At 72.3% G+C, this 24,371-nt stretch carries 24 protein-coding genes and 1 pseudogene; 7 read left to right on the plus strand and 18 right to left on the minus strand.

The window, feature by feature from the left end; genetic code table 11:
• Positions 1 to 50 precede the first annotated feature (50 nt).
• Entirely contained in the window at positions 51 to 1,352 is a 1,302-nt protein-coding gene (locus ACZ619_RS25380; RefSeq protein ID WP_469603098.1) for a cytochrome P450, read from the plus strand.
• A gap of 102 nt (positions 1,353 to 1,454) precedes the next feature.
• On the opposite strand, the gene ACZ619_RS25385 is transcribed toward ACZ619_RS25380, so the two are convergent.
• Positions 1,455 to 2,012, minus strand: coding sequence for a GNAT family N-acetyltransferase (locus ACZ619_RS25385; RefSeq protein WP_469603100.1), 558 nt, complete (start codon positions 2,010 to 2,012; stop codon positions 1,455 to 1,457).
• Between the two features lie 295 nt (positions 2,013 to 2,307).
• On the opposite strand from ACZ619_RS25385, the pseudogene ACZ619_RS25390 reads away from it, so the two are divergent.
• Positions 2,308 to 3,660: pseudogene (locus ACZ619_RS25390) on the plus strand (NAD(P)/FAD-dependent oxidoreductase); the annotation flags it as partial.
• A 141-nt stretch (positions 3,661 to 3,801) separates the two neighbouring features.
• Positions 3,802 to 4,917, plus strand: a complete 1,116-nt coding sequence (locus tag ACZ619_RS25395; RefSeq protein ID WP_469603289.1) for a cytochrome P450 — start codon at positions 3,802 to 3,804, stop codon at positions 4,915 to 4,917.
• A 97-nt stretch (positions 4,918 to 5,014) separates the two neighbouring features.
• Here the strand turns inward: ACZ619_RS25395 and ACZ619_RS25400 are convergent, their stop codons facing one another.
• The 10 genes from ACZ619_RS25400 to ACZ619_RS25445 all read right to left on the minus strand — a co-directional run bounded on the left by ACZ619_RS25400 (position 5,015) and on the right by ACZ619_RS25445 (position 11,252).
• Positions 5,015 to 6,610, minus strand: a complete 1,596-nt coding sequence (locus tag ACZ619_RS25400; protein WP_469603103.1) for an FAD-binding oxidoreductase — start codon at positions 6,608 to 6,610, stop codon at positions 5,015 to 5,017.
• A 508-nt stretch (positions 6,611 to 7,118) separates the two neighbouring features.
• Entirely contained in the window at positions 7,119 to 7,292 is a 174-nt protein-coding gene (locus ACZ619_RS25405; protein WP_469603106.1) for a CsbD family protein, read from the minus strand.
• An 83-nt stretch (positions 7,293 to 7,375) separates the two neighbouring features.
• A complete protein-coding gene (locus ACZ619_RS25410) occupies positions 7,376 to 7,804 on the minus strand; it encodes a gas vesicle protein K (protein ID WP_469603108.1) in 429 nt (142 codons plus the stop codon).
• Positions 7,801 to 8,040, minus strand: a complete 240-nt coding sequence (locus ACZ619_RS25415) for a gas vesicle protein (protein WP_469603111.1) — start codon at positions 8,038 to 8,040, stop codon at positions 7,801 to 7,803. Before ACZ619_RS25415 ends, ACZ619_RS25410 begins: the two co-directional genes overlap by 4 nt.
• Positions 8,037 to 8,945, minus strand: a complete 909-nt coding sequence (locus tag ACZ619_RS25420; protein ID WP_469603114.1) for a GvpL/GvpF family gas vesicle protein — start codon at positions 8,943 to 8,945, stop codon at positions 8,037 to 8,039. The genes ACZ619_RS25415 and ACZ619_RS25420 overlap by 4 nt, the downstream gene beginning before the upstream one ends.
• On the minus strand, positions 8,942 to 9,391 hold the full coding sequence (locus tag ACZ619_RS25425) for a gas vesicle protein (RefSeq protein WP_469603116.1): 450 nt from the start codon (positions 9,389 to 9,391) through the stop codon (positions 8,942 to 8,944). Before ACZ619_RS25425 ends, ACZ619_RS25420 begins: the two co-directional genes overlap by 4 nt.
• Positions 9,392 to 9,412: 21 nt before the next feature.
• Complete coding sequence (locus ACZ619_RS25430; RefSeq protein ID WP_469603118.1) at positions 9,413 to 9,667, minus strand: gas vesicle protein GvpG; 255 nt, start codon at positions 9,665 to 9,667, stop codon at positions 9,413 to 9,415.
• A gap of 12 nt (positions 9,668 to 9,679) precedes the next feature.
• Positions 9,680 to 10,393, minus strand: a complete 714-nt coding sequence (locus ACZ619_RS25435) for a GvpL/GvpF family gas vesicle protein (protein ID WP_469603120.1) — start codon at positions 10,391 to 10,393, stop codon at positions 9,680 to 9,682.
• Between the two features lie 2 nt (positions 10,394 to 10,395).
• A complete protein-coding gene (locus ACZ619_RS25440; protein ID WP_469603123.1) occupies positions 10,396 to 10,887 on the minus strand; it encodes a gas vesicle structural protein GvpA in 492 nt (163 codons plus the stop codon).
• Positions 10,888 to 10,934: 47 nt separating this feature from the next.
• On the minus strand, positions 10,935 to 11,252 hold the full coding sequence (locus ACZ619_RS25445; RefSeq protein ID WP_469603124.1) for a gas vesicle protein GvpO: 318 nt from the start codon (positions 11,250 to 11,252) through the stop codon (positions 10,935 to 10,937).
• Positions 11,253 to 11,399: 147 nt separating this feature from the next.
• On the opposite strand from ACZ619_RS25445, the gene ACZ619_RS25450 reads away from it, so the two are divergent.
• Positions 11,400 to 12,239 (plus strand): histone protein, encoded by an 840-nt coding sequence (locus ACZ619_RS25450; protein ID WP_469603126.1) that lies wholly within the window; start codon positions 11,400 to 11,402, stop codon positions 12,237 to 12,239.
• 3 nt (positions 12,240 to 12,242) lie between these two features.
• The gene (locus tag ACZ619_RS25455; RefSeq protein ID WP_469603127.1) at positions 12,243 to 13,232 is read left to right on the plus strand and encodes an SRPBCC family protein; all 990 of its coding nucleotides are present in this window, start codon (positions 12,243 to 12,245) and stop codon (positions 13,230 to 13,232) included.
• A gap of 13 nt (positions 13,233 to 13,245) precedes the next feature.
• Here the strand turns inward: ACZ619_RS25455 and ACZ619_RS25460 are convergent, their stop codons facing one another.
• From ACZ619_RS25460 to ACZ619_RS25475, 4 genes are all read right to left on the minus strand, one after another.
• A complete protein-coding gene (locus ACZ619_RS25460; RefSeq protein WP_469603130.1) occupies positions 13,246 to 14,292 on the minus strand; it encodes a Ppx/GppA family phosphatase in 1,047 nt (348 codons plus the stop codon).
• A gap of 229 nt (positions 14,293 to 14,521) precedes the next feature.
• Complete coding sequence (locus ACZ619_RS25465) at positions 14,522 to 15,367, minus strand: MOSC domain-containing protein (protein WP_469603133.1); 846 nt, start codon at positions 15,365 to 15,367, stop codon at positions 14,522 to 14,524.
• A 50-nt stretch (positions 15,368 to 15,417) separates the two neighbouring features.
• Positions 15,418 to 16,107 (minus strand): M24 family metallopeptidase, encoded by a 690-nt coding sequence (locus tag ACZ619_RS25470; RefSeq protein ID WP_469603135.1) that lies wholly within the window; start codon positions 16,105 to 16,107, stop codon positions 15,418 to 15,420.
• Positions 16,108 to 16,199: 92 nt separating this feature from the next.
• Complete coding sequence (locus ACZ619_RS25475; RefSeq protein ID WP_469603137.1) at positions 16,200 to 19,199, minus strand: glycosyl hydrolase; 3,000 nt, start codon at positions 19,197 to 19,199, stop codon at positions 16,200 to 16,202.
• 530 nt (positions 19,200 to 19,729) lie between these two features.
• Here ACZ619_RS25475 and ACZ619_RS25480 point away from each other — a divergent pair.
• Positions 19,730 to 20,365, plus strand: coding sequence for a hypothetical protein (locus ACZ619_RS25480; protein WP_469603140.1), 636 nt, complete (start codon positions 19,730 to 19,732; stop codon positions 20,363 to 20,365).
• 90 nt (positions 20,366 to 20,455) lie between these two features.
• On the opposite strand, the gene ACZ619_RS25485 is transcribed toward ACZ619_RS25480, so the two are convergent.
• Complete coding sequence (locus tag ACZ619_RS25485) at positions 20,456 to 21,673, minus strand: FAD-dependent oxidoreductase (RefSeq protein ID WP_469603142.1); 1,218 nt, start codon at positions 21,671 to 21,673, stop codon at positions 20,456 to 20,458.
• A gap of 150 nt (positions 21,674 to 21,823) precedes the next feature.
• On the opposite strand from ACZ619_RS25485, the gene ACZ619_RS25490 reads away from it, so the two are divergent.
• Positions 21,824 to 22,417, plus strand: a complete 594-nt coding sequence (locus ACZ619_RS25490) for a TetR/AcrR family transcriptional regulator (RefSeq protein ID WP_469603292.1) — start codon at positions 21,824 to 21,826, stop codon at positions 22,415 to 22,417.
• 168 nt (positions 22,418 to 22,585) lie between these two features.
• Here the strand turns inward: ACZ619_RS25490 and ACZ619_RS25495 are convergent, their stop codons facing one another.
• Together ACZ619_RS25495 and ACZ619_RS25500 are read right to left on the minus strand one after the other, a co-directional pair.
• Positions 22,586 to 22,744, minus strand: coding sequence for a hypothetical protein (locus tag ACZ619_RS25495; protein WP_469603145.1), 159 nt, complete (start codon positions 22,742 to 22,744; stop codon positions 22,586 to 22,588).
• Between the two features lie 9 nt (positions 22,745 to 22,753).
• The gene (locus ACZ619_RS25500) at positions 22,754 to 24,217 is read right to left on the minus strand and encodes a catalase (RefSeq protein ID WP_469603147.1); all 1,464 of its coding nucleotides are present in this window, start codon (positions 24,215 to 24,217) and stop codon (positions 22,754 to 22,756) included.
• Between the last annotated feature and the right edge of the window lie 154 nt (positions 24,218 to 24,371).

Consider the following 24,371-nt stretch of genomic DNA (forward strand, 5'->3'; position numbering starts at 1 on the left):
ACGCTGCCGGCGGCACCGCCTGGACGGGTACGGGAGCCAGGGACGAATTCATGGGCCAAGGTGATGAGCCGCCGCGGTTGCCCGGAGGCGGCTACGCGGCCTGGAGCCGTGACCGGCTCGGCGTGGCCCGCCGCGGCGCCGAGGAGTGCGGGGACGTCTGGCGGCTGGAGCCGGGGGTCTACGTGGCCGCATCGGCCGCACCGTGCGAGGAAGTGCTGCACCGCGCACGGGACTTCCCCAAGGCGCCCTCGCCGCTCTTCCCGCCGTTGAAGCGGTCGGGCGGAGCACCGGCGGCCGAGGAGCGTGCGCACGCGCACGCCGCCCGGATGCGCGGACTCCGCGCACAGGCCGTCGCGGACAGGATCGGTGAGATCGCGCCCCGGACCGCCCAGTTCGCCGACCAGCTGCCCACCGGCCGGGACGTCGAGATCCTGCCGCCGGTCCGGCACGCCCTGGCGGAGATCGGTGTGCACTACCTCTTCTCCGAGGACGCCCCGGCCCTGCTGCCCCATGCCGCCCAGCTCTTCCTGGCCCGGGAGGTGCTCGTCCGCCCCTCGCGGTGGATGTGGCCGCGCGCGATACCCACCCCGGCACGGCGGTTCCGCACACGGCAGCAGATCGGCTTCACCGACGCGCTGCGGACCGTCGTACGACGGCGTCGCTCGTCGGGCCGGCTCGGTGACGACCTGCTGGGACAGATGCTCCGCCCCTCCCCCCGCTACGGCCCGCTGCCGGAGGAGGCCGTCCTCGACACCCTCCCCGGGATCACCGTCGCCACCTTCGAGACCCCGTCCCGGGCCGCCGGATGGATCCTGCTCCACCTCGCCCGGCATCCCCGGGAGGCGGCTCTCGTCGCGGCCGAAGCCGCCGTGCTCCCCGCGGACCCGGCGGCGACGACCGGCACCCACCTCCGGGACCTCCCGTACACCGAGGCACTGGTGCGCGAGGTGCTCCGGCTGTACCCCCCGAGCTGGCTGCTGACCCGGAGCGCCCCGCAACAGACCCGGCTCGCCGGCTACACCGTCGACGCCGGGTCCACCGTCCTCGTCTGCCCCTACACCGCACACCGCGACGCGCGGGAGTACGCCGAGCCGGACCGGTTCCGGCCCGAACGCTGGCTCGACGACACCGGCTCACCGGCGAGACCCGGGGTCTTCCTCGCCTTCGGCACCGGACCGCACGGCTGTGAGGGAGCCGCGCTGGCCATGGCGATGCTGACGCTCCTCACCGCGCAGACCGCCCGCCGCCACCATCTGAGCGAACCGCCGGGACCGGGACCCGGCTACGAGGTCACCACCCTCGAAGGCCTCGCGACGGTCGGCCTGCGCCTGCGCGCCACCGAGCGCGGCTGAGGCGGTCCCGCTCGCCGTGACCGTCCGTGGCCGTCCGTGGCCGTCCGTCGCCGTCCGTGGCCGTCCGTGGCCGTCCGTCGCCCGCCCGGACGGATCGCCGGCTCAGCCTCCGGCCGTCGTGAGCCGCCGGTCGAACTCGTCGGCGAGCAGGCCCAGCATGACGAGGTCGTGGTGCCCGCCGGCGAGGAAGACGTGTTCCCGCAACCGCCCCTCCTCGGTGAAGCCGAGCCGGCGGAAGAGCGCCAGCGACGCCTCGTTGGGGGCGAGGACCGCCGCCAGGCACTTGTGGTAGCGCCGCTCGGCGAACATGAAGCGCAGCAGCAGCGCCACGGCCTCCAGCGCGTAGCCCTTGCGCCGGTGGTCGGGCCCGATCTCGACATCGACCTCGAACCAGCCCGAAGAACGGCCGGTGCGGTGCGAGCCGACCGTGCCGACCAGCACTCCCGTGGCCGTCGCCTCCACCGCCAGCCGGAAGAGGTCGTCGTCGCCCCCGGCGACGGACTGCTCCTTCGCCCGGACGCGGTGGCTCTCGGCGGACCGCGGCAGCTCCGGCCGGCCTCCTCGCCGCCCGTCGTCGGCGGCGAGGCCCATGAGCGCCGTCCAGTCGTCGGGCTCGACGGCGCGCAGGCGTACCCGATGACCGGTCCAGGACGATTCCATGCCCTCCTTGATAGCGCCGCGGCACGCGCGAGGCCGCGCGGCACACCGGCACAGGTGGTGGCCGCCACGCGCGTGAGCGCCTCCGCGACCCGCGGTCGCCTGATCGATCAGCGCCGGAATCGCCGGTCACGGCACCGCTGTTAGGCTGATGGTCCGACGGTGTTCCGGCATGCCGTGCCCACACTTTCCGGCGTGACGGAGATCCGTTCCGTCCGTTCCGGATGCACGGTGAGGAAGCACCCATGTGCCGCCCAGACTCCGACGACGCCCCAGACGGCCCGAGGACGTCGGCACCATGACCGGTGCCGCTCACCTGCGGGCGTTCGGGCGCGACGGCCGGATCGTGATCGTCGGCGCTTCGCTGGCGGGGCTGCGGGCCGCGGAGGCACTGCGCGACGAGGGGTTCACGGGATCGTTGACCATCGTCGGTGACGAGCCGTGCGAGCCCTACGACCGTCCCCCGCTGTCCAAGCAGGTGCTGACGGGGTGGGTCCCCGCCGACGCCACCACGCTGCCCCGGCGTCGCGCCGTCGACGCGCGGTGGCTGCTGGGCGTGCCCGCCGACGGACTGGACCTCGCGTCGCACCACGTGCACCTCGCCGACGGGCGCGAGGTTCCCTTCGACCGGCTGCTGATCGCCACCGGGGTACGGGCCCGGCCGTGGTTCGTCGAGTCCGAGGCGGCCCTGGACGGAGTCTTCGTCGTACGCACGCGCGAGCACGCCGACGGCCTGCGGCGGGCCCTCGCCGCCGGACCGTCCCGGGTACTGGTCATCGGCGCGGGGTTCACCGGTTGCGAGATCGCCTCCGTCTGCCGGGCACGGGGCATCCCGGTGACGGTCGCCGAAGTCGCGCCCGCCCCGCTGGCCGGGGCGCTCGGAACCGTGATCGGCGAGGTCGCGGCCGGCCTGCAGCGCGCGCACGGTGTGGACCTGCGCTGCGGTGTCCAGGTCGTCCGGCTGGAGGGCGACGCGCGGGGACGGCTGCGCCGTGCTCATCTCGACGACGGCGGCACGGTCGACGCCGAGGTGGCGGTGGTGGCGCTCGGGAGCATCCGCAACACCGAGTGGCTGCGGGGGTCGGGGCTGGCGGCGGGCGGGTGGGGAGTCACCTGTGACACGGGCTGCCGCGTCCTGGACACCGGCGGCCACGTCACCGGCGACGTCTTCGCGGCGGGGGACGTGGTCCGCTGCCCGAACCCCGTCCACGAGAACCGGCTCGTCTCTCTGGAGCACTGGGCGAACGCCGTGGAGCAGGCCGAGGTCGCGGCGCACAACATGGTCAGCACCGAGGCGGGGCAGCGGCCTCACCTGTCCGTCCCGCTGTTCTGGTCGGTCCAGTTCGGCGTCAACATCAAGTCCGTCGGGGTGCCGGCCTTCGCCGACCAGGTGGTCGTCGCCCAGGGATCGGTGGCCGACCACCGCTTCGTCGCCGCGTACGGCTACCGGGGCCGGGTCACCGCCGCCGTCGGCTTCGACCACGGCACCTCGCTGAACCACTACCGGCGGCTGATCGAGACGGCCGCGCCCTTCCCGCCCCGCTGCCCCACGCCCGACCGGCCCGCGGACCGGCGCCCGGTGCCCGCCGGCCTCCCCGGCCCCGTCCCGCCCGCGCCGCCCGCCGCGGGCCGCGGTCCGGGCGGACGCCGCCGGGTCCCGGCCGTGCACCGGCCTCCGCCGGAGCAGGGCCCGGCAACCGCGAGCAAGACCTCCGGCACCCTGCGACGGATCTACGACCGCTCCGCCCGCGCCGACCCCTACCCGCTGTACGCCGAACTGCGCGAGACGCCGGTGGCCCGGCAGGAGGACGGCAGCTACGTCATCAGCACGCACCGCGAGATCACGGACGTGCTGAACGACCCGCGGCTCAGTTCCGACGTGCGCAACCTGTCGGGTCCGATGCCGTCGGACGAGGCCCCTTCGTCGTTCATCCACATGGACCCGCCCGAGCACGACCGGCTGCGGCGGGCGGCGATGCGGCACTTCGGGCCCCCGCACACCCCTGGGCTGGTGAACGGGCTCGACGGCTTCCTGACCGCCACCGTCGGAGGGCTGGTCGACGGTTGCGCGGACAAGGAGCGGATCGACGTCGTCGACGATCTCGCCTTCCCGCTCCCCTTGGCCGTGACCTGCCATGTGCTCGGTGTGCCGCGCGAGGACGAGCCGAGGTTCCACCGCTGGGTGCACGACATCATGGACTCGGTCGACTACGACCCCGCCACCGACCCGGAGGAGAGACGGGACAAGGGTGTGCGGGCCCGCGAGGAGCTGCGCCGGTGCCTGGGCGAGCTGGTGGCGCGGTGCCGCGGCCGGCCGGGACACGGCCTGCTGTCACGGCTGGCCAACGACGACGGGCCCGGCGGCCGGATGACCGACGCCGAGATCGTCGCCACCGCCAAACTGCTCCTCGTCGCCGGTCACGAGACCACCGTCAACCTCATCGCCAACGGGATGCTGACGCTGCTGCGCCACCCCCGGGTGCTGCGCCGGCTGCGCGGCGAACCCGGACTGGTCGTGCCGCTGGTCGAGGAGCTGCTGCGCTACGAGCCGCCCGTGCACATCATTCCCTGGCGGGCGGCGTACAGCGACATCACCGTGGCCGGCACCGTCGTCCCCAAGGGCTCGCAGGTCATGCTGATGCTCGCCTCGGGCAGCCGCGATCCGAGGCGCTTTCGCGACCCGGACCGCTTCGACCCCGACCGGAGCGACAACCAGCACCTCGGCTTCGGCAGCGGCACCCACCTCTGCTTCGGCGGCCCGCTGGCCCGCCGGGAGACCCAGATCGCGCTGGGCGAGCTGGTACGGCGCCTCGACCGCCCGAGGCTGGTCGCCGACCCGCCACCGTACCGGCGCAGTCCCGTCCTGCGGGGGCCGGTCCATCTGGACATCGAGCAGGGTGCCGGGTGACCGAGGACGCGGCCCGCCGCCGACCGGTGCCGGAAGCACGCGACCGACCTACGCGGGCGCCGGACGGACCGTGGGCACCGCCCTTGAACGGCACACCTCAGCGCGCTCTGCGCAGCGCCTGCGGCCAGATGCCCTGCTTGCCGGGCGCGAGGATGCCGGCCGGATCGACCGCGTCCTTGATCTTCTCCAGGAACCGCAGGTGGGCGTGGCCGTTGAAGCCGTACTGCTCCGCCGCGAGGTCCATGAAGTTCAGGTGGGCCCGGTACTCGCCGTAGCCGAGCCGGCCCGCCTCGCGGACCAGGTCGCACGCGGTGTCGTAGACGCGCCGGGCGGCCGCCTGGTCGCCGTAGTCGAGGGAGAGTCCGGCGATGCTGACCGCGCTGCGTTCGTTGACGACGACGATGTCCGCCGTGTAGTCGATCCCCGCGGCCTCCACCCGGTCGCGCAGGAAGCGGTGCAGCGCGTACACCTTCTCCCCGGTGAGCGGCACGACGGGCGAGAAGCTCATGTGTCCGCCCTGCTCGCCGTACCAGCCCGCCATCTGGGTCCAGGCCAGGTTGGGGACGCCGGCGAGGACCTGGTCGGAGGGGCTCGGCAGGTCCGGCGCGTCCTCGGGCGCGCACTTCGCGCCGCGCACCCGGGCGCCCGGGATGCGGGCGAAGGCCGCCTTCACCTTGGCGAAGTTGTGGTCGACGACGGGTTCGTCGCCGTAGAGGGCGAAGCGCAGCATCCAGCGGCCGATGCCGATGCGCTCGGCGATGCCGTCGATCTCGGCCTCGGGGATCGGCAGGCCCGGGTCGGAGTCGGACCACTGCGAGCGCGGGCCGAGGGTGGAGGCGATGACCAGGGTGTTGAAGATGCCGGGTACGCCGTCGACGGTGCCGTCCAGCCGCAGCGGCCGCAGGATGTCGACCAGGCCGACCAGGTCGGACTCCTCGAAGACGTCGACGGTCACGTGCATGACGGTCTCGACCGCGGGCTTGAGCCAGACGCCCATCTTGGTGACGATCCCGAAGTTGGACTGCATGAACAGCTGGTCCAGCGCGGGGCCGTAGGCGCGCCGGTAGAGGTTCCAGCTCTCGTTGCCGTCCTGCGCGCCCATGCCGGTGCGCAGCAGGTCGCCGTCGGCGAGGACGACCTCCAGTCCGCAGGGCGCCATGAAGTCCTTGCCGTACGGCAGGTAGGTGAGACCGTGTTCCAGCGCGTTGCCGGTGACGCTGCCCCAGCCGAGGTCGGGCACCGACAGCATCAGCCGCAGGCCGCGGGCCCGGATCTCGTCGTAGAGCTGCTGGAAGCTCACCCCCGGTTCGACCAGCGCGTAGCCGAGTTCCTCGTCGATCTCCAGGACGCGGTTCATCCGGCGCAGGTTGACGGTGACCGAACCGGACAGCCGCGGGGCCGCGCCGCCGTACCCGTTGTTGCGGCCCTGGCTCTGCGTCCACAGCGGGACGCCGTGCCGGGCCGCGATCCGTACGATCTCCCGCACCTGGTCGACGGTCTCCGGCTGGACGACCGCCGCGGCCGCGAACCCGTCCCACTCCGCCGGCTGGAACGGGTCGCGGAATTCCCGCGTCTCCTCGGACGTCGTCAGTACGTGCTCCGCGCCGAGGACGGCTCGGAACTCGGCGAGGGCGGCGGCGAGTACGGGCTCCGCGACACCGGCGGCGTCCTGGGGCAGGGGGGACTGGCGCATGGGCAGCTCCTGGAGGGTCGTGAACAAGGAGAGGCGTCACCGCCGGTCCGCACTGCGCTGCGGACCGGAGGGGCTGGGACACCCGGCGGACTGCTGATGCCAGACGCTAGACACGACACCCGGATCGGCGGAAATGGCCCTTGCCGATGGCTGCCATCACTCCCGTCCGCCCGGGCGGCCACCGGCCCGGGGCCCCGCGTGCCGGAGCCGGCACAGGAACCTGCCCGACAGGCCCGGAGCACTTCGTCCTGCGCGTACGGCCCGGCCCGGCACAGGGCCAGACGAAGAAGGCGACCAGCAGCAGGCAGAAGCCGTGGAACGCGGGTGAGCCGGTCGCGTTGGAGGCGGCTTCGGCGAACCGCTCGAACCTCCCCTTGCCCCTCTCGGCGGGGTGCCGCACACCCATGGTCTCCTCGCCTCCCGGGCCGGAGCGTCATCGGGCCGTACGTCATGAAGGAGCATGAAGGAGCGGGAGTCCCGAGGGACCTCCCGCCCGCTGGTCACCTGGTCAGTGCTTGAAGACGTCCTTCGTCTTCTCCTTGGCCTGACGGGCCGCGCCCTTGGACTTCTTGGCCTGTCCCTCGACCGTCATGCTCTCGTTGCCGATCGCGCGGCCGACCGTCTCCTTGGTCTTGCCCGCGGCCTCTTCCATCTTGCCCTTGGCCTTCTGGTGTCCGGACATCGCGTCTCACTCTCCTCACCCGTGCGCAGGTGCGCACCCGTCCCGAGTACCCCCTGTCGGACGGTGAAACGGAACGCGGGCCGTCAGTCGGGAGGTGCGGGCGGGAGAAGGGTGCCGAGCGGGCCGAGATCGAGGTTGAGGTCCGCCATGGTCAGGCCGTAGCGGGCGCACAGGTCGCCCATCCGGTCGTGGAGGATCATGAGGGTCGAGCCCAGCCGCTCTTCCTCCTCCTCGGTGAGATCCCCCTGGTCGACGCGGTGCAGCGCCTGGCGCTCCATGAGCTGCCGCAGCAGTTCGACCAGGGTGAGGACGAGCCGGACGAGGTCGCGTTCGACGGTGTCGGGGTCGGTGCTGATGCGGCGGGCGGGGCGCGGCGGCCCCGGCTCCCCGGCGTCGTCCGGTACGGCGGGCAGCAGCCGGAACGCCCGCGCGGCCGCGTCGGTGACCTCGGCCAGGCGGTCGGCCGGACGGTCGGCCGGACCGGGCCCGCGGCGGGCGGAGGCGCCCGTCACGGCGTGTCCTCGGAGTCGGGGCGTGCCGGGGCAGGCCACGGTGACGGGTTCTGGTTGCTCACGGACACGATCAGGGCCCGCAGCGAGACCCGGACCAGGTCGATGTCGGCGATCGACAGGACCAGGTCCCCGGTGAGGACGACCCCGCCGCTGAGCAGGCGGTCCAGGAGGTCGATGAGGGCCACCTGGCGCTGTGCCAGCGGCTCGGCGCCGGGCGGGCGCTCCACGGCGTTCACGGCGTCGGGTCCGTCGCCGGGGTCCGCCCGCCCGGCGGGGTGGCGAAGGAGTACGGCGCCCAGGGCCCCGTGACGTCGATCCGTACGCCGGGCAGGTCCCGGACGGCGTCCAGGACCCGTGTGCGGAAGTCCTCGGCCGCCTCGCGCGGGAGGAGGTAGGCGTCGTTGACGACGTTCTCCCCGGCGCCCGCGGCGAGTTCTCCCTGCTGGACCCGGTGCCTGACGTGGTCGGCCGCCATGGCGTGGCCGATCGCCTCGACGCGTTCGGCGGCCTGGCGGGCGGCCCGGTAGGACTCGTCGCGCGCGTGCCGCTGCGAGCGCCGGGCGCGCAGGTAGGACCGGCCCGGACCGAGCCCCGCCGCCGCGTCGTCCTCAGCGCCCGCCGCTGTGCCGCCCGCCGTGCCGCCCGCCGCCGACGCGGCGGTGACCGGTGGGTCCGGGCGTGGCTCGACGTAGATCTTCACGCCCCACTCCAGATGTCCCGCCAGCCGCCCCAGGGCCCGTGAGAACGCGTCCGTCCGCGCGCGCAGCGTCTGCGCCACCCGGCCGTCGTCCAGGTAGACCGTGGCGAGCCGCAGGGGCAGCACGGTGGTGTGGGCGGCCAGGGTCTCGATCACGGTGTGGTGGGCGCGGGCAACCGTCTCCAGCCAGTCCAGGTCCTCCAGATGGCGTCGCAGGGCGCCCTCCTCGAAGTCGTCGGCGGGAACCGAGCTCACGGCGGCGGACAGCCCGCCCGCGGAGCCCTCCGGCACCAGACGGACGGACGCCCCCGCCACACCCCGCACCCCCTCCAGGACCCCGGCCAGGTCCTCGGCCGTGCCCTGAGCAGTGCCCTGTGCCAGATCCTGCGCCGTGCCCTCCCCGGCGCGTACCACGGCGTAGGCGTAGGCGACCGTCCCGGTCATCGCTCACCCCGTTCCGGCGGTGCCCCGCCGCCACGGCGCCGCGGCGTGGCGGGGCGTGACGGTCGGCGGCGGGCGGCGGGCGGTTCCGCCTCCTCGAAAGGCGGCTCCCGGTCGCCCCGCAGGGCCTCGATCTCGGCGTGCAGCCGTCTGTTCTCCTCGGCCAGGGCCCGTTCGCCGGCCCGGGAGGAGAGCGCCGGATCGTGCTCCCACCAGTCGATCCCCATCTCCCTGGCCTTGTCGACGGAGGCGACGATGAGCCGGAGCTTGACGGTGAGCAGTTCGATGTCGAGGAGATTGATCCGGATGTCCCCGGCGATGACGATGCCCTTGTCCAGGACGCGTTCGAGGATGTCGGCCAGGTTCGCCGAGGAGCCCTGTCCGTAGCCGTACGGGGACGATGCCCGGGAAGGGTACGGACTCAGTCGGTCGGCCGGTGATTCCGCCACCGCAAGCACCTTCGTTCCAGGTCAGGAGGGCGGGTTGGCCCGCCGGTAGGCCGCGATCTCCTCCAGGCGGTCGAGAAGCCGGTCCTCGCACACGTCGAAGGTCTCCTGGTCGATGCGGCCCGCCACCAGTTCGGCTTCCAGGGCGGCCAGTTCGCGCTCGACGGGCTCGGGGTCGTAGTACTCCCGTTCGGCGGCCTCGACCAGCCGGTCGGCGATCCAGCCCACGCCCCGTACGGGCGCCAGCGGCAGGGTGAGGAGTTGCTCCAACAGGCCCATGAGCCATGCCTCTCAGACGAAGCTGTACGGGGGCAGGGGTCCGCGCAGCCGGACCTCGCACTCCTCGCCCAGCTGGTTGGCCAGGCTGATCTCCGTGGCCAGGAACATCTCCTCGTCGTCCTCCCGGACCAGGAAGGAGACGCTGAGGAAGTCACGGCCGCCGGGCGGCGAGACGCTCTCCTCGCGCGCGTAGGGGCGCAGCGCCTCGACGATGCCCTTGGCCAGGGCCTGTTGCCGTACCTCGACCTCCTGCGCGACCAGTTCGCCGAGCGCGAGGGACATCTGCGGGGTGCCGGAGCCGTCCCGGGTGGCCGTGTTGAGCGCGCGGGCCTCGTCGGACTCCCCCAGGATCCGGCGCAGCAGCGGCTCCTCCTCCCAGGAGACCTTCAGGTTGTACTCGGCGGCGCCTTCCAGGTTCCGCAACCGTTCCCGGTACTCGCCCGCCCGGTCCGCCAGGACCTCACGGAGGCTCTCGTCGCTCTCGGTCGTCATGCCGAACCGCAGCGGCAGCACGGCGCCGTCGGCCATCAGCCGCTCCTGGACCTGCTGGTGCGCCAGCACGTCACGCCGCTTGGGGCGCAGGCCGTCGGGCGCGTCGCTGACGACGGCGCACAGCTCGCCCCCGGTCACCGTGCGCAGCGTGCCGGGCGGCTCGCCGACGCCGTGGACGCCGTCCAGTGCCAGCGGGTGGTCCTTCGAGGTGATGGAGTACACGTAGACGGCCATGGTCACTCCCTGTGCCGCCGGGAAGCCGCTCCGGTCCGGCTACGGCGCTGCCGGCGCGGTTCCTCCTCGTACGCGGGTTCCTCCTGCTCGCTCTCGTCGGCGTACTCCTCGTCCTCCTGCTCCTCGTCGTCGTCCTCGTCGTCGCCGCCGGTCAGGGTGTTCCTGACGGCCTCGACGGCGCCGGTCAGGGCGCCCCGGGACTTGCCCTCGGCCCCGCTCTCGGTGACCTCGCCGACGAGGTCGGTGAGCTGGGTGGGCTGCTTGCTGCCGGCTTCGAGGTCGAGGCGGTTGCACGCCTCCGCGAAGCGCAGGTAGGTGTCCACGCTGGCCACGACGATCCGGGCGTCGATCTTGAGTATCTCGATGCCGACGAGAGACACCCGGACGAACACGTCGATGACGAGGCCTCGGTCGAGAATCAGGTCCAGGACGTCGTACAGACTGCTCGTGCTGCCGCGCGACATGCTGCCCTGGCCTTGTGGCACCACAGTCATGGCGCCTCCCTTCGCCACCCCCTTGTACCGATCGACGGCTTGTGCCGTCAGTGGCGCCGGTCGATCTGGCCGCGCGTGTAGCGGCGGGTCCGTTCGTACGCCAGGAGTTCGCCCTTCGCACTCAGCGTCACGTGGTAGGTGCCGAGCACGCTGGTGGTCTCGGGGACTCGTTCCAGTTCGAGTACCTCGACATCGGCTTCCCACCCGTCCTCGGTCGGTCTTATCGCGGAAACCGACTCGGGGGTGCGTCCGAGGAGTTCCTCCAGCTGCCCCGCGGCGGAACGCATGGCCCAGGCGGCCGAGTGCCTGCGGGAGGACCGTCCGCCATTCCCCGTGCCGTTGCCGTTCTTGTCCGACGCGGACATGTTCCCAACTCCGTCGCTGGAGCGGCGCTCCGCCGTCACCTAAATGTACTATTTCACCATATACATCTTGAAAGTGTGCCGCGACGGGCCGCCGGTGGCCGCGCGCCGCCGTGTGTCCGCACAGCGGCTCGCCGGAGGGAATGATCGATGAACGATTCGACGAAGATCGCTCTCGCTGCCGCGGTCGCCGGAGGCTATGTCCTCGGCCGGGCCAAGAAGGGGAGACTCGCCTTCGGAGTGGCCACCTATCTCGCGGGCCGCCGTTTCGGCCTCGAACCCCAGCAGCTGCTCACCGAAGGGCTGCGCAGACTCCAGGAGGTTCCTCAGTTCGCGGACCTCAACGACCAGTTGCGCGGCGAGTTCAAGGACGCCGGCCGCAAGGCCCTCGTCGCCGCCGCCGACCGCAAACTCGCCGACCTCGCGGACGTGTTGCACGAACGGACCGAACGCGTCGGCAAGCAGAAGGACGAGGGAGACAGGGAAGACGCCGAGGACGAGTACGAGCCGGAGGACGAGGAGTACGAGGACGAAGAGGAAGAGGAGGAGGAAGAAGAGGCGGAGGAGCCCGAGGACGAGGAGGAAGAGCCGGAGGCGGAGGAGGAGAAGCCCAGGGCGAAGCGGCCGGCGTCCAGGCACCGGCGCTCCGACAGACGGACCGAGGACGAGGAGGAAGAGGCGCCCCGCCGCCGTACGGTCAAGCGCCCGCCCTCGCGGTCCGCGCGCTCCGCGCCGCGCAAGGCGACGGCGCGCAAGGCGGCGGCGCACAAGGCCACCGCCAAGAAGGCGCAACCGGCGAAGAAGGCGGCCGCCAAGCGGCCCGCTCCCGCGAGGAAGACCGCGGCGAAGAAGACCGCGGCCCCCGCCCGGAAGCCGACGGCCAAGAAGACCGCCGCACCGGCCAGGAAGACGGCGGCGAAGAAGACCGCCCCCAGGAAGACTGCCCCGAAGAAGACGACGGCCAAAAAGGCGTCGACGCGGCGGAGGTAGGCCATGGCCAGGACCGCACAGCAGACCTCGCGGGACGAACACTCGGGCCTGGACCGGTTGCGTGAGGAACTCGTCGACTACCTCGGTGCCCAGGTCGAGCACCTCGCGGACGTCGCGGGCGACAAAATGGAAGGCCTCACCGACCAGTTGCTGGACGTCGCGGACAACGGCGGCGTGCTGCCCAAGGCCGGCGCCCGCATCCTGCAAGGGGAATCACCGCTCAAGGCCCTCATCGGCGAGAAGGCGAAAAGCCTCAAGGACAGCGCGGCCGAGAAGGTCTCGAACCTGTTCGGCGGCGGCAAGGGACGCAAGTCCGGAACCCCCAAGACCACGACCATCATCGAGCACCTCGATGTGGGCGTCCCCGTCCGTGTCGCCTACGACCACTGGACCCGGTTCGAGAAGTTCAGCTCCTTCGCCAAAGGCGTGCGCAGCGTGTCGCAGGGCGACGAGACCGGCAGTGACTGGAAGGTCAAGGTGGGCCCGTCCACCCGTTCCTGGAAGGCCACCGTCCAGGAACAGATCCCCGACGAACGCATCGTGTGGACCTCGGACGGCGCCAAGGGCAGCACCAAGGGATGCGTCAGCTTCCACGAGGTGACGCCCACCCTCACCCACATCGTGCTCGTCGTCGAGTACTACCCCTCGGGTCTCTTCGAGAAGACCGGCAACCTCTGGCGCGCCCAGGGACGCCGACTGCGGCTCGACGCCAAGCACTTCCAGCGCTACGTCACCCTCACCGACGAGGAGGCCGACGGCTGGCGCGGGGAGATCCGCGACGGAGAGGTCGTCCGCACCCACGAAGAGGCAGTGGAGGAGGAAGAGGCGGAGGCCGAGTACGAGAACGAGGACCAGGAGCAGGACGAGGACGAGGAGCCCGAGGAGGAACCGGGCGAGGAGTACGACGAAGAGGAGGAGGAAGAGGCTCCGGAGGACGAGTACGAGGAGGACGACGAAGAGGAGGCCGAGGGCGAGGAGGACGAGGAGGACTGAGGCCGGGCGAAGGTCACGGCGCCTCGGCGGCCACCGCCGCCACCCCGCTCTCCAGGTCCCTCTCCCTCACCACGCCCTCCAGGTCCGCCTCCCTCTCCATGTTCGTCTCCGTCTCCGTCTGGATGCCGGCCCACCAGTCGGCGCCGTCCTCCAGATGGCGCAGCAGAATGCCCTCGCGCAGGGCCCAGGGGCAGATCAGGACGGTCTTCACGCCGCTCAGTTTCATCGCGGTGTGCCCGACGATCGCACCCGCGAGGCTCTGCCGGGCCCGGGGTGCCGAGATGCCGGGCAGTCCGGCCCGCTGGGCCGGCGGCAGCGCGGCCAGCCGGGCCACCGCGCGCCGCAAGTCGCCCCGGCTCAGGGTCCGTTCGGCGAACAGGCCGTCCCGTCCCGGTGCCGCGCCGCACAGCCGGGCCAGTTGCTGGAACGTCCGCGAGGTGGCGACGGCCGTACGCGGGTGCTCCCAGCGGATACGGGCGCAGGCGTCGCGCAGTTGGTGACGCACCGTGCGCCGCAGGGCCAGCAGTTCCTTCTCCGGGGGGATGTCGGAGTCGCCGAGGAACTCGTTGGTCAGCCGGTTGGCGCCGAGCGGCAGGGAGACGGCGAACTCCGGTGTCCGGCCCCGCCCGAAGGCCACTTCGAGGGAGCCGCCCCCGATGTCGAAGACGGCCAGCGGTCCGGCCCGCCAGCCCATCCAGCGCCGTACGCCGAGGAAGGTGAGCTCGGCCTCCACCTCGCCGGGCAGCACGCACAGCCGTACCCCCGTCTCCTCGGCCACGGCGCGCAGCACGGCCGCGCGGTTGGGCGCGTTGCGTACGACGGCGGTGGCGAACGCGAGGGGCTGCGGGGCTCCCCAGCGGGCGGCGGTCTCGGCGGCCCGGCCGAGGGCCTTGACCAGTTCCGCCGTGGCCTGCTCGCCGAAGTGGCCGTCCGGCCCGACCTGTTCGGACAAGCGGAGCCTCCACTTCGCGGTGTGCACCGGCAGCGGGACACCGTCCGTCGCGTCCGTCACCACGAGCCGGACCGTGTTCGAGCCCGCGTCCACCACGCTCAGTCTCATGCCCTGTGCCTACCCGGGGCCTCCCCCGTGATGCGCCTCCAAGCAGCGCGGATCGGCCAATCCGTCACGCCGCCGACGGCCCGCCGGACGGCCGTCGCGCCCGGCACCCGGTCGCGCGGCCCCCGCACACCCGGCGGCCGGACTCACGTGCCTCCGCGATGGGTTCGAGGCTGCGCCGAGCGGGCGAACTGCGCACTGCGACGGCTTCGAGGCCTGCTCCGGCGGCGGGTCACGCGGCCGTGTCCCGCGTGATGTTGTCGCCCACCCGGACCGTCCCGGCCTCCAGCACGTCCAGGTAGACGCCGAGGCAGGAGAGCCGGCCCAGGTCGAACACGGGGACGCGGTGCTCACGGGCGACCGCGCGCATGATGCCCGGATCCGGGGGCAGTTCGCCGTGGCCGAGCGTGGGGACCACACAGCGTGGCGTGGGCACCAGCACCCTGAACAGGGCCTCCCCCACGCGCAGTCGTGAGCCCTGCCAGGCGTCCTCGGGGAAGCCGGGCCCGCCGCCGGTGTCCACGACCAGGTTCGGCCGGAAACGGCGCGCGTCGAAGTCCCCGGCGGGATGAACGGCCCGCATCCGGGCCAGGGAGGCCGTGGTGACGAGATGGACCCGGCCGAAGTCGAAGAAGGTACCGGGGGCGACCCCGCCGGTCGTGACGCTCGCCCCGGTGGCGTCGACGGCCGCCGTCTCCCGTACGGAGTCCGGTACCCCGCCCTCGTACTCGGGCACGGCCCGCTCCAGCCGGCCGTGTTCCGGCACGACGGCCGAGAGGGGCACCCGACGGCCCAGCAACTCGAACAGCCGCGCGTCCAGTTCGGGATCCTCCACCGGGAGGGCGGTGCCGTCCGGGAGCACGACCCGGACCGTGCCGGACCCGTCCAGGCGGCTGCGGCAGCGCAGCAGCGCACCCCACTTGCGTGGGTGCTTGGCGCTGCCCACGGCGCCCGTCCCGTCGAGTACGGCGTAGGCCCGGTCCCCGGCGAGTCCGCCTTCCGTGACCGCCACGGCGATCACGGCCTCGCCCAGCATCGACTTCACCGGATACCGGTACAGCGCTGCCACGGTCCCCATGGATCGAGTATGGGTGGCGGCCGGCCGGTGGCGGGGCCGTTCACGCGACGTCAGAGGGTGAGCAGTTCCTCGTGGAAGCCGCCGAACTCCCGCTCCCGGTGGACGAGATGGATCTCCAGGATCCAGTGGCAGGTGCGGCCGGCCTTGTCGGTGCGGCGCAGCGGGGTGCCGTTGGCGGGGGTGATGTACGACTCGGTGTCGGCGCCGTCGATCGTCTCGTGCGGGAACTCGCCGACGAGGTGTCCGGCGTGCCAGCCGCCCAGTTCCCAGCCCGCCTCGGCGGCGAGCCGTTCCACCTCGGCGTACAGCTGCTTCCCGGTGATGTCGTCGTGGTCGGCGAAGTACCGCTTGCCCGCGTCGAAGATCCTCGGCAGGTCGGCGCGGAGGCGGTGCTTGTCGGGGTCGTCGCCGAGGACGAAGGTCCGGCCGAAGTCGGCCTCGTACTCCTCGAAGACGGGCCCGAAGTCGGCGAAGACGATGTCGTCCGCGGTGATGCGGCGGTCCGGGGGGTTCTCCCGGTACGGCGCCAGGGTGTTGGGGCCGGAGCGCACGATCCGCTTGTGCCAGTGCCGGGTGGTGCCGAAGAGCTCGTTCGCCAGGTCGCGCACCCGGTCGCTGACCGCCCGCTCGCCCTCGCCGGGCGCGACGAGGCCGCGTGCCTCGATCTCCGTGAAGAGCCGCTCGGCCTTGGCCTGGGCGTCCAGCAGACGTGCCGCACGCGTGGGTTCATCATGTGCCATGCGGCGAAAGTACGTTCCACTGAACTGCAAAGTCAATCAGATTAGACTCCGGTCGGGGGCGGACGCGCGGCGACGCCCGCCCCCGCCGCCGGTCAGCTCAGGGGCGCCTCCCCGTACGGGGTGACGGTGACCGGGCCGAGCAGGCCGTAGTCCTGCTTGGCGGCGGTGTAGACGGTGGGACGGAACTGCTTCAGGCGGTTCATCAGGGTCGTGGCGACCGTGACGACGACGGTGTGGGTGCCCGGCTTCAGGGCGCCCAGGTCGACGACCGGGTGGATCTGGTTGACCGGGGCCAGCTCCTCGCCGTCCAGGGCGACCTTGGCGCTGCCCGCGCCGAAGGACCCGAGGTCGAGGACGGCTCCCGCCACGCCCGACTTCCAGGAGGCGGGGACGGCGAAGGTCGCGGTGTAGGTGCCGATGCCGGAGGAGTCGCCCAGCCCGTCGAGGCTCTGCCAGGAGACGAGCTTGTCGAGGGTGAACCGGTGGTGGGTCCTGGTGGTGGCCACCGCGTCCGTGAGGGTCGCTCCGGGGTGGGTGGGGCTCCAGTCCTCGACGTCGAGCTTCCAGGTGTCCGGGACCAGCGCGGCCGGCAGGCTGCCGATCTTCGCGCTCGCCCTGCGGCCGTTGCTCAGCGTGGCGGTGTAGGTCCCGGCGGCCGAGGCACGGGCGACCAGCCCGGACGCGGTGTGCCGCACGTCCGTGCCGGCGCTGACCGCGTGCAGGCTCCTGGTGTCGCAGCCGAACCGGTGGCCGCCGCCGACCGCGATGACCACCGCTTCCCCGGCCCTGGCCTCGACCGGGACGGTGACGTATCCCTTCGTGCGGTCGTCGTAGACGCCCAGCGGGATGACGCGGCCGCTCCAGGGGTCGATCCGGTGGGGCTGCCCCTCCGCCTCCAGGGTGACCGTCCCGGACACGGCGGCGGACGAGTCGTTGAGCAGGAAGTAGTAGGTGGTGTCGCCGTCGTCGCGGCGGGCGTGCAGCAGGCCGGTGATGCCGGCGGGCGCGCCGGACGCCTTCACCCCGAGCCCGGCCAGCGCGGCCGGCACGTCGGCGACCGTGGCGGCGGTGGCGACCCGGGAGGCGGCCTTCAGCTCCTTGAGGACCGAGGCGAGGGCCTTGTCGTCGGCGGCCGCGTTCGCCAGCCCCGTGCTCGCCGCGGGAAGGGCGCCCACCAGGACGACGGGGAGGCCCGCCCTGGCCAGGCCGAGGACGCGGCGGGCGCTGTCCAGGAGGACGGTGGACAGGGCGGGCACGACGAGCGCCTTGTAGGCGGGGCCGTCGGGCGCCAGCCGGCCCTTGCGCACCTTCCCGGCCGCGGAGAGACCGAGCAGGCCCCAGCTCAGCAGCTGGTAGGAGAAACCGGCGTCGGAGACCGAGCCGTCGTCGAAGACGGTGTCGGCGGAGTCGAAGGCCTCGCGGTAGACGGCGAGGTCGACCTTGCTGGTGCCGGACTGGAGAATCGTCTGCACCCGCGCCAGGTAGCCGGACGCGCCGTCGATGACCTGCCACTGGGGCTGCCGCGGGCCCCACGCCTCGGCGAAGTTGATCGGCACGCCCATCGGCGCCCACGGGTAGAAGCCGGGCCACTGGCCGCCCGGCGAGGAGGCGTAGGGGAAGCCGTGGATGCGCACCTGGTTGACGCCGAGCGCGTAGCCGGGGTTGGCCGTGGAGATCAGGTCGGCCAGGGTCAGCCGGAAGGCGCCGTTCATGTTGGCGCCCATCTCGCTGGACAGGATCGTGCCGGTACGGCCGACGTCACGGCCCGCGGCCACCAGGCGGAAGGAGTCCGGCTTGCTGCCGAAGGCGAGCGACTCGCCCTCCGGGACGCCCGTGCGGGCCGAGGAGTAGGCGGTGTCGAGGGGTGCGCCGTACGCCTGGTTGCGGAAGCTCATGTTGAGCGTGCCGGCCCAGTCGTCGAGGACGGTGACGTGGTTCTCGACGAACAGGTCGCTGAGCGTCTGGTTGTAGTCCCAGCGCACCCGCTCGGCGGTCCGGCCGGTGGTGAAGGTGTAGACGGCCTCCGCGTCGCCGTGCGCGAGGAACAGGTACGGCTTCAGGGAGTAGCCGCGGCGCTTGGCGAACTCCGTGAGCATGCGGGGCGTCCAGTGCACCTCGACGTTGAACTCCAGCGAGTCCTCGAAGAAGTTGCCGCCGGTCCGGCGCAGCAGTCCGCGCATCTCGGCGGTGAGGAGCTTCTTGTCCCACCAGTCGGTGACGGCCCGGCTGCCCTTGGTCCCGAAGTGGTCCACCACGTAGGCCCGGGGGTCGGTGAAGGAGTAGTAGTAGCCCTGGTAGTAGGCCTGCTTCTCGATCATGGCGGTGCCGCGCGAGTAGCTGACGATCACCGCCCAGCGGCCGCCCGCGGGAGCCGTCCACTTCAGCTTGCCGCCGCTCGCCCTGGCGGTGATGTCGATGACGGTCGACTCCTCCAGGACCAGCGGGGAGGCCGTGCCGGAGCCCGAGATCCTGGCGGCGTGCACGGCCTGCACGACGTTGGTGACGGTGACCGCGGGCAGGCCCTCCTTGACACCGCTCGGCTGCTGGTGGGGGGCGGGGAGGTCGGCGTCGAAGGTGGTTCCGCCGTCGACGACGGCCTGGCCGTAGGTCAGTTCCTTCATGGCCGCGTCGTCGTCGGGCAGGACGCCCGGGACGACCGCCGGCCAGTACGGGCCGATGGTGAGGTCGGCCTGCATGCCGTGCCGGGCCGCCGCGCGCAGCGCCGCCGTGACCCCGTCCTGCCAGGACGGGGTGCCCCAGCCGTACTGCTGCACGGGCATGGCCTGCATCTCGCTGTTGCGGACGTCGCCGATCTCGAAGCCGCCGAAGCCGGCCGCGGCCATCGCCTCGACCTCCTTGGTGACCTCCTGCGGCGTGATGCCGCCGCCCGGCCACCAGTAGCGGAACATCGGCCGCCTGCGGACAGCGGTGTCCGCCCCGAACACGCCCTGGACCGGGCCCTTGCCGGACGTCTGCTTCGGTCCCCGCGGGGCGGCCGACGCGACCCCGGACAGCGGGACGGTGCCGATCGCCGCCAGCGCGGCGCCGGCGGCCAGCACCGATCTGCGCGAGGCCTCTGGGGTTGAGGACATGGAGCAACTCCTTCGAACGTTGCGGAGGCGGGTCCGCCACGGGCGTTTCCCAGCCGGATCGCCGAGGGCGCGGCTGCGAGGGAACACGGGATTGAATCGATTCACTTGACCGGAAAGGTCGCACGTGGGCAGCACGACCGCCGGAGGCGTCGCATCCTTGTCACTTTTTGGGTGATCGAGCGGGCCGATCGACCGCAACCGCGGACCTCCACGGCATGAAACGTTTCATTCACGCGGTGAAGGGACCCGCGACGCGGCCTTCGATGTGTCGATGACTCTCGGCCATGAAACCCGGATGTACCAGGTTTTTAACAAGTGATCCACGTCACATGAACAGAAGGGCGTGCGGTGCGCCGATCCACGCCCCTCCCCGCCCCCGCACTCCCTTACCGGGCAGACAAAGCGCTGATATTACGGACTCCTGCACGAGGGGGACGAAAGTGACACATACAGACGCAGGCTCCGGTGGCGACACCAGGAGCGACGAACCACGGGGTGACGGCGGCAGGAGCGAGAACAGGACCAGGATCGTGATCGCGGCCATCAGCGCGTTCGCGGCCGTGGCGGCCGCGGCCGCCGGAGCCTGGTTCGCCCGGGACGGCGGCACCCCGGGGGACCCGGGCGCCCCGACGGTCTCCACAGCCGTCGCGGCCGGGCCCGGCACGGAGCCCGCAGACCCCTGCGACCTGCGACGGCTCGCGGACTCCTGGGACCGGCCGCCGTCGCGGCGCTACAACGAGACGCTCTTCGCGAACCGTGTCGCACCGAGCGTCTACACACAGGTGGGCGGCCCGGCCAGGAGCCCCGAGATCAGCGTCAAGGGGCAGATGAGTCTCGACGTCCCGGCAGGCCAGGTCCTCTATCTCGTCACCCGGCCCGACCCTGATTCGAAGGACGAGTTCGGACACCCGGGAAACGGCCGCTTCTATCCGGGCACGCCCGTCAGCCTCACGTCCGGCGGCTGCTGGGAGGACGACGACCACTCGGTCGGCTATCCCGGCGTCGAGGGGATCAGCGAGACCTACCTGCTCGTCCTCGTCGGCTCGGACCAGGCCGCGAGGTTCCCGGCCGACCGCAGGGCGAAGGGCTGGGACGGATACAGCGCGGAGGACTGGCGGGCGATCGCCAGGATCGACGTCATGAGCTTCCACGTCTCGACGGCCTAGTCCGTCCGGCGAGGACGCCCCGCGGTCCGTGCCGGGGCCCTCGGCAGGGGTCCCGGCGGACCTCGCGGATCCCGCCCGGCGCCAGACCGCTCAGGCCCCGGCGCGTTCCCGTGCGCGCCGGGCCCGCTCCTCGCGGTAGGCGTCGGCTCGGGCCAGGTAGGCGCGGTGCTCCCGCTCGGGGTCCGGGGGAAGGTGGGGGGTGTCGGTGGTGGCGAAGAACCGCAGCAGGGCGTCGTTGGAGCTCACGGCCAGTTCCCCGGAGCGGGCGAACATGGCCGTTTCGTAGTCGGCGACCGCCTCGCCCAGGTCTGCCGCGCGGCTGACGGCGTGCGCCAGCTCCGCGCCGTCCAGCATCGCGAGGTTGGCGCCGTGGCCGCCGAACGGCGCCATCAGGTGCGCCGCGTCGCCGATCAGCGTGACCCCCGGGACGCTCTCCCAGGTGAGCGGGGCGGGCAGTGCCCGGAAGGACCGCGGTACGTAGTCGCCGTCGTTGCGGACGATCAGCTCGCGCATCTCCGCCGACCAGCGGCCGAACTCCCGCACCAGGAAGGAGCGGACGCTCTCCCGGTCGGCGAGGTCCACGCCCGCTCCGACGTGCCAGTCGGGCGCGGCGCGGAACGCGATGTAGCCGCGGACCACGCCGTCGCCGTTGCGCTGGAGGATCACCGCGCGGCCGTCGTCGTCGTTGGCGAACATGTGGCCGGCGCCGACGATCCCGGCGACCTCGGGGTGGCGGGAGTCGGCCTCGTCGAAGCGGGCGTCCAGGAAGCAGACCCCCAGGTGGTGCGGGACGGCGTCGCTGACCAGCGGGCGGACCCTCGACCACGCCCCGTCGGCCCCGATCACCAGGTCGGCCTCCACGCAGGCGCCGCCCGCGAACTCCAGGCGGTGCCCGCCGCCGCGCAGCGGGGTCACGCGTTCCAGCCGGTGGCCCCAGCGGACGGTGCCGGGCCGCAGGTGGTCGAAGAGCAGACGGCGCAGCCGGCCGCGGTCGATCTCCGGCGCGGCCTCGTCGCCGGGGGCCGGGATGAACTCCGCGAGGACCGTGCCGTGCCGGTCGCGGCGGGTCTTGGCCTGGCCCTCCGGCCGGGCCCGCGCCATGAAGGCGTCGAGCAGCCCGGCGTCGGCGAGGGCGATCTGCCCGGAGTCGGCGTGCAGGTCGAGCGTGCCGCCGGGGTCGCGGGAGTCCACGGCGTCGTCGGCGTCGTACACGGTGACCTCGATGCCGTGCCCTTGCAGGACGCGGGCGCAGGTCAGGCCGGCGGGCCCGCCGCCGACCACGCAGATCCGGGGTGTGCTGTTCGTCATCGGGACCTTCCCCTCGGGTGACTCGGACCGCGGACGGGTCGCGAGGAACGGGTCGCGGCGGCACCCGGCTGGGTGCAACCGCTAAAAAAGCGTAACAGCTAAACTTTCTGAGTGGATCCACGAAAGCGGTAGGGTGGCCGAGTGACCGAGATGGGGCGCCGAGAGCGCAAGAAGGCAGCCACCCGCCAGTCCCTCGCGGACGCGGCCCTGCGGCTCTTCTCCGAGCGGGGCTACGACGAGGTCGGGGTGCGCGAGATCGCCGACGCGGCCGACGTCTCGGTGACGACGCTCTTCAAGCACTTCCCCGACGGCAAGGAGGCGCTCGTCTTCGACCAGGACGTGGACCGCGAGGCCGCCCTGGTCGCGGCGGTCCGCGAGCGCCCCGCCGGCCGGTCCGTCCCGCAGGCACTGCACCGGATGCTGCTGGGCGAACACTCCCGGCGGGTCCACACCGACCCCCGCTTCGACGACTTCCTGCGTCTGGTCGACACCACCCCGGCACTGCGTGAGTACGCCCGCCGGATGTGGCTGCGGCACGAGCACGCACTGGCCGCGGCGATCGCCGACGACGCGGGACTGCCCGCCGACGATCCGGGCTGCCGGGCGCTGGCCCACTTCGCCCTGGAGGCTCCCGCCCTCGTCCGCGGCTCCCAGGACCCCGACACCGCCCTCGACCGCGTCTTCGACCTGCTCGCCGACGGCTGGAACCGCACCGCGCCCCAGGCCACCGGCCGGCCCGGGTGACGGGAACGGGAACGGGGACGGGGACGGGCACGCGCGGCCGGCGCGGAGCCGTACGAACTCCGGTGAGCGCGCGGAGAGACCGTGAAACGCGCCCGGCGGCCGCGGGGGTACGGAAAAGCCGCCGGTGTACGGCGGCTTCTCCCCTTCCTGTCGGATTGCGGCCGGAGGTCAGGCGTGGTTCCGGGGCGGGAATTCCGGCGGGTGATGCTTCTCGGCCTTTTCCCGGACGTCCCGCGGTGTGGGTGCGGTGACGTGCCGCTGTTCGGCGGACTTCTGCCGTTCTTCCTCGCCGAGCGGAGGCGTCTTGTTCTCGCGGGGAGCCTTCATGGGAATCTCCTATGCCTTTTCCTGGTTCTTCGCCCGCACACCGTCCGCGATGCGTTTTCCGATGTTCTCGTCGATGTTCGACCAGTACGTGAAGGCGCGTTCCAGGACGGGCTCGCTCACCCCGTCCAGGAGGTGTCCGACGACGTTGCCGACCAGCCGGTCGCGGGCCGCGTCGTCCAGTACCTCGCGCACCAGCGTGCCGGGCTGCCCCCAGTCGTCGTCCTCGGGGTGACTCACGTAGGCCGCGCGGACGATCTCGCCGTCGGCCTCCCAGCTCGGCGGGGAGCAGCGGCCCGAGTCGGCCGCCGGGCCGCCCTTGGAGTTGGGGGCGTAGACCGGATCGGACGTCTTCCGGTAGGCCATCGCCCCGTCCTTGGAGTAGGAACGGACCTCGGCGACCGGGGCGTTCACCGGAAGCTGCTGGTAGTTGGCGCCGATGCGGTGGCGGTGCGCGTCCGCGTACGAGAAGAGCCGGGCGAGCAGCATCCGGTCCGGGCTCGGGCCGATGCCGGGGACCAGGTTGTTCGGCTGGAAGGCCGCCTGCTCGATCTCGGCGTGGTTGTCGGTCGGGTTGCGGTCGAGCGTCATCCGGCCGACCGGGAGCAGCGGGTAGTCGCCGTGCGGCCACACCTTGGTCAGGTCGAACGGGTTGAACCGGTAGCCCGCCGCCTCGTCGTACGGCATGACCTGCACGTACAGGGTCCAGCTGGGGAAGTCGCCGTCGCGGATGTGCTCGAAGAGGTCCCGCGTGTGGTAGTCCGTGTCGACGGCGGCCATCTGGTCGCCCTCGTGCTGGGTGAAGCACTGGACGCCCTGGTCGGTCTTGAAGTGGTACTTGACCCAGAACCGCTCGCCCGCGGCGTTGGTCCACATGTAGGTGTGGGAGGTGTAGCCGTTCATGTGGCGCCAGCTGCGCGGGATGCCGCGGTCGCCCATCAGCCAGGTGACCTGGTGGGCGGACTCGGGGGAGAGCGTCCAGAAGTCCCACTGCATGTCGTGGTCGCGCAGGTTGCTGTCCGCGCGGCGCTTCTGGGAGCGGATGAAGTGCTGGAACTTCATCGGGTCCTTCACGAAGAACACCGGCGTGTTGTTGCCGACCATGTCGTAGTTGCCCTCGGCGGTGTAGAACTTCACCGCGAAGCCGCGCGGGTCGCGCCAGGTGTCCGGGCTGCCGCGTTCGCCGGCCACGGTCGAGAAGCGCACCACCAGGTCGGTGCGGGTACCCGGCTGGAAGAGGGCGGCCCTGGTGAAGGCGCTGACGTCGTCGGTGACCTCGAACCGGCCGAAGGCGCCGCTGCCCTTCGCGTGCGGCTGGCGCTCGGGAATCCGTTCCCGGTTGAACTGCGCCATCTGCTCGATCAGATAGGCGTCCTGGAGGAGGATCGGCCCGCCGGGGCCGACGGTCAGTGAATGTTCGTCGCTCTCCACCGGAGCGCCCGAATCCGTCGTGGTGAAATGGTGGATCTCCGTCATGACGCTTCTCCTTTCGCCGGGCTTCGCGATCGGGACCCACAGGACGCGTGACCCCGGGCGGCCGTGCCAAACATCCCGCGGACGGCGAATCCCCGGCGCCACGTGATCTCTCTGCGCGTTCTCTCTGCGTGATCTCTCTGCGTGATCTCTCTGC

The organism is Streptomyces sp. NPDC104367, assembly GCF_055583825.1.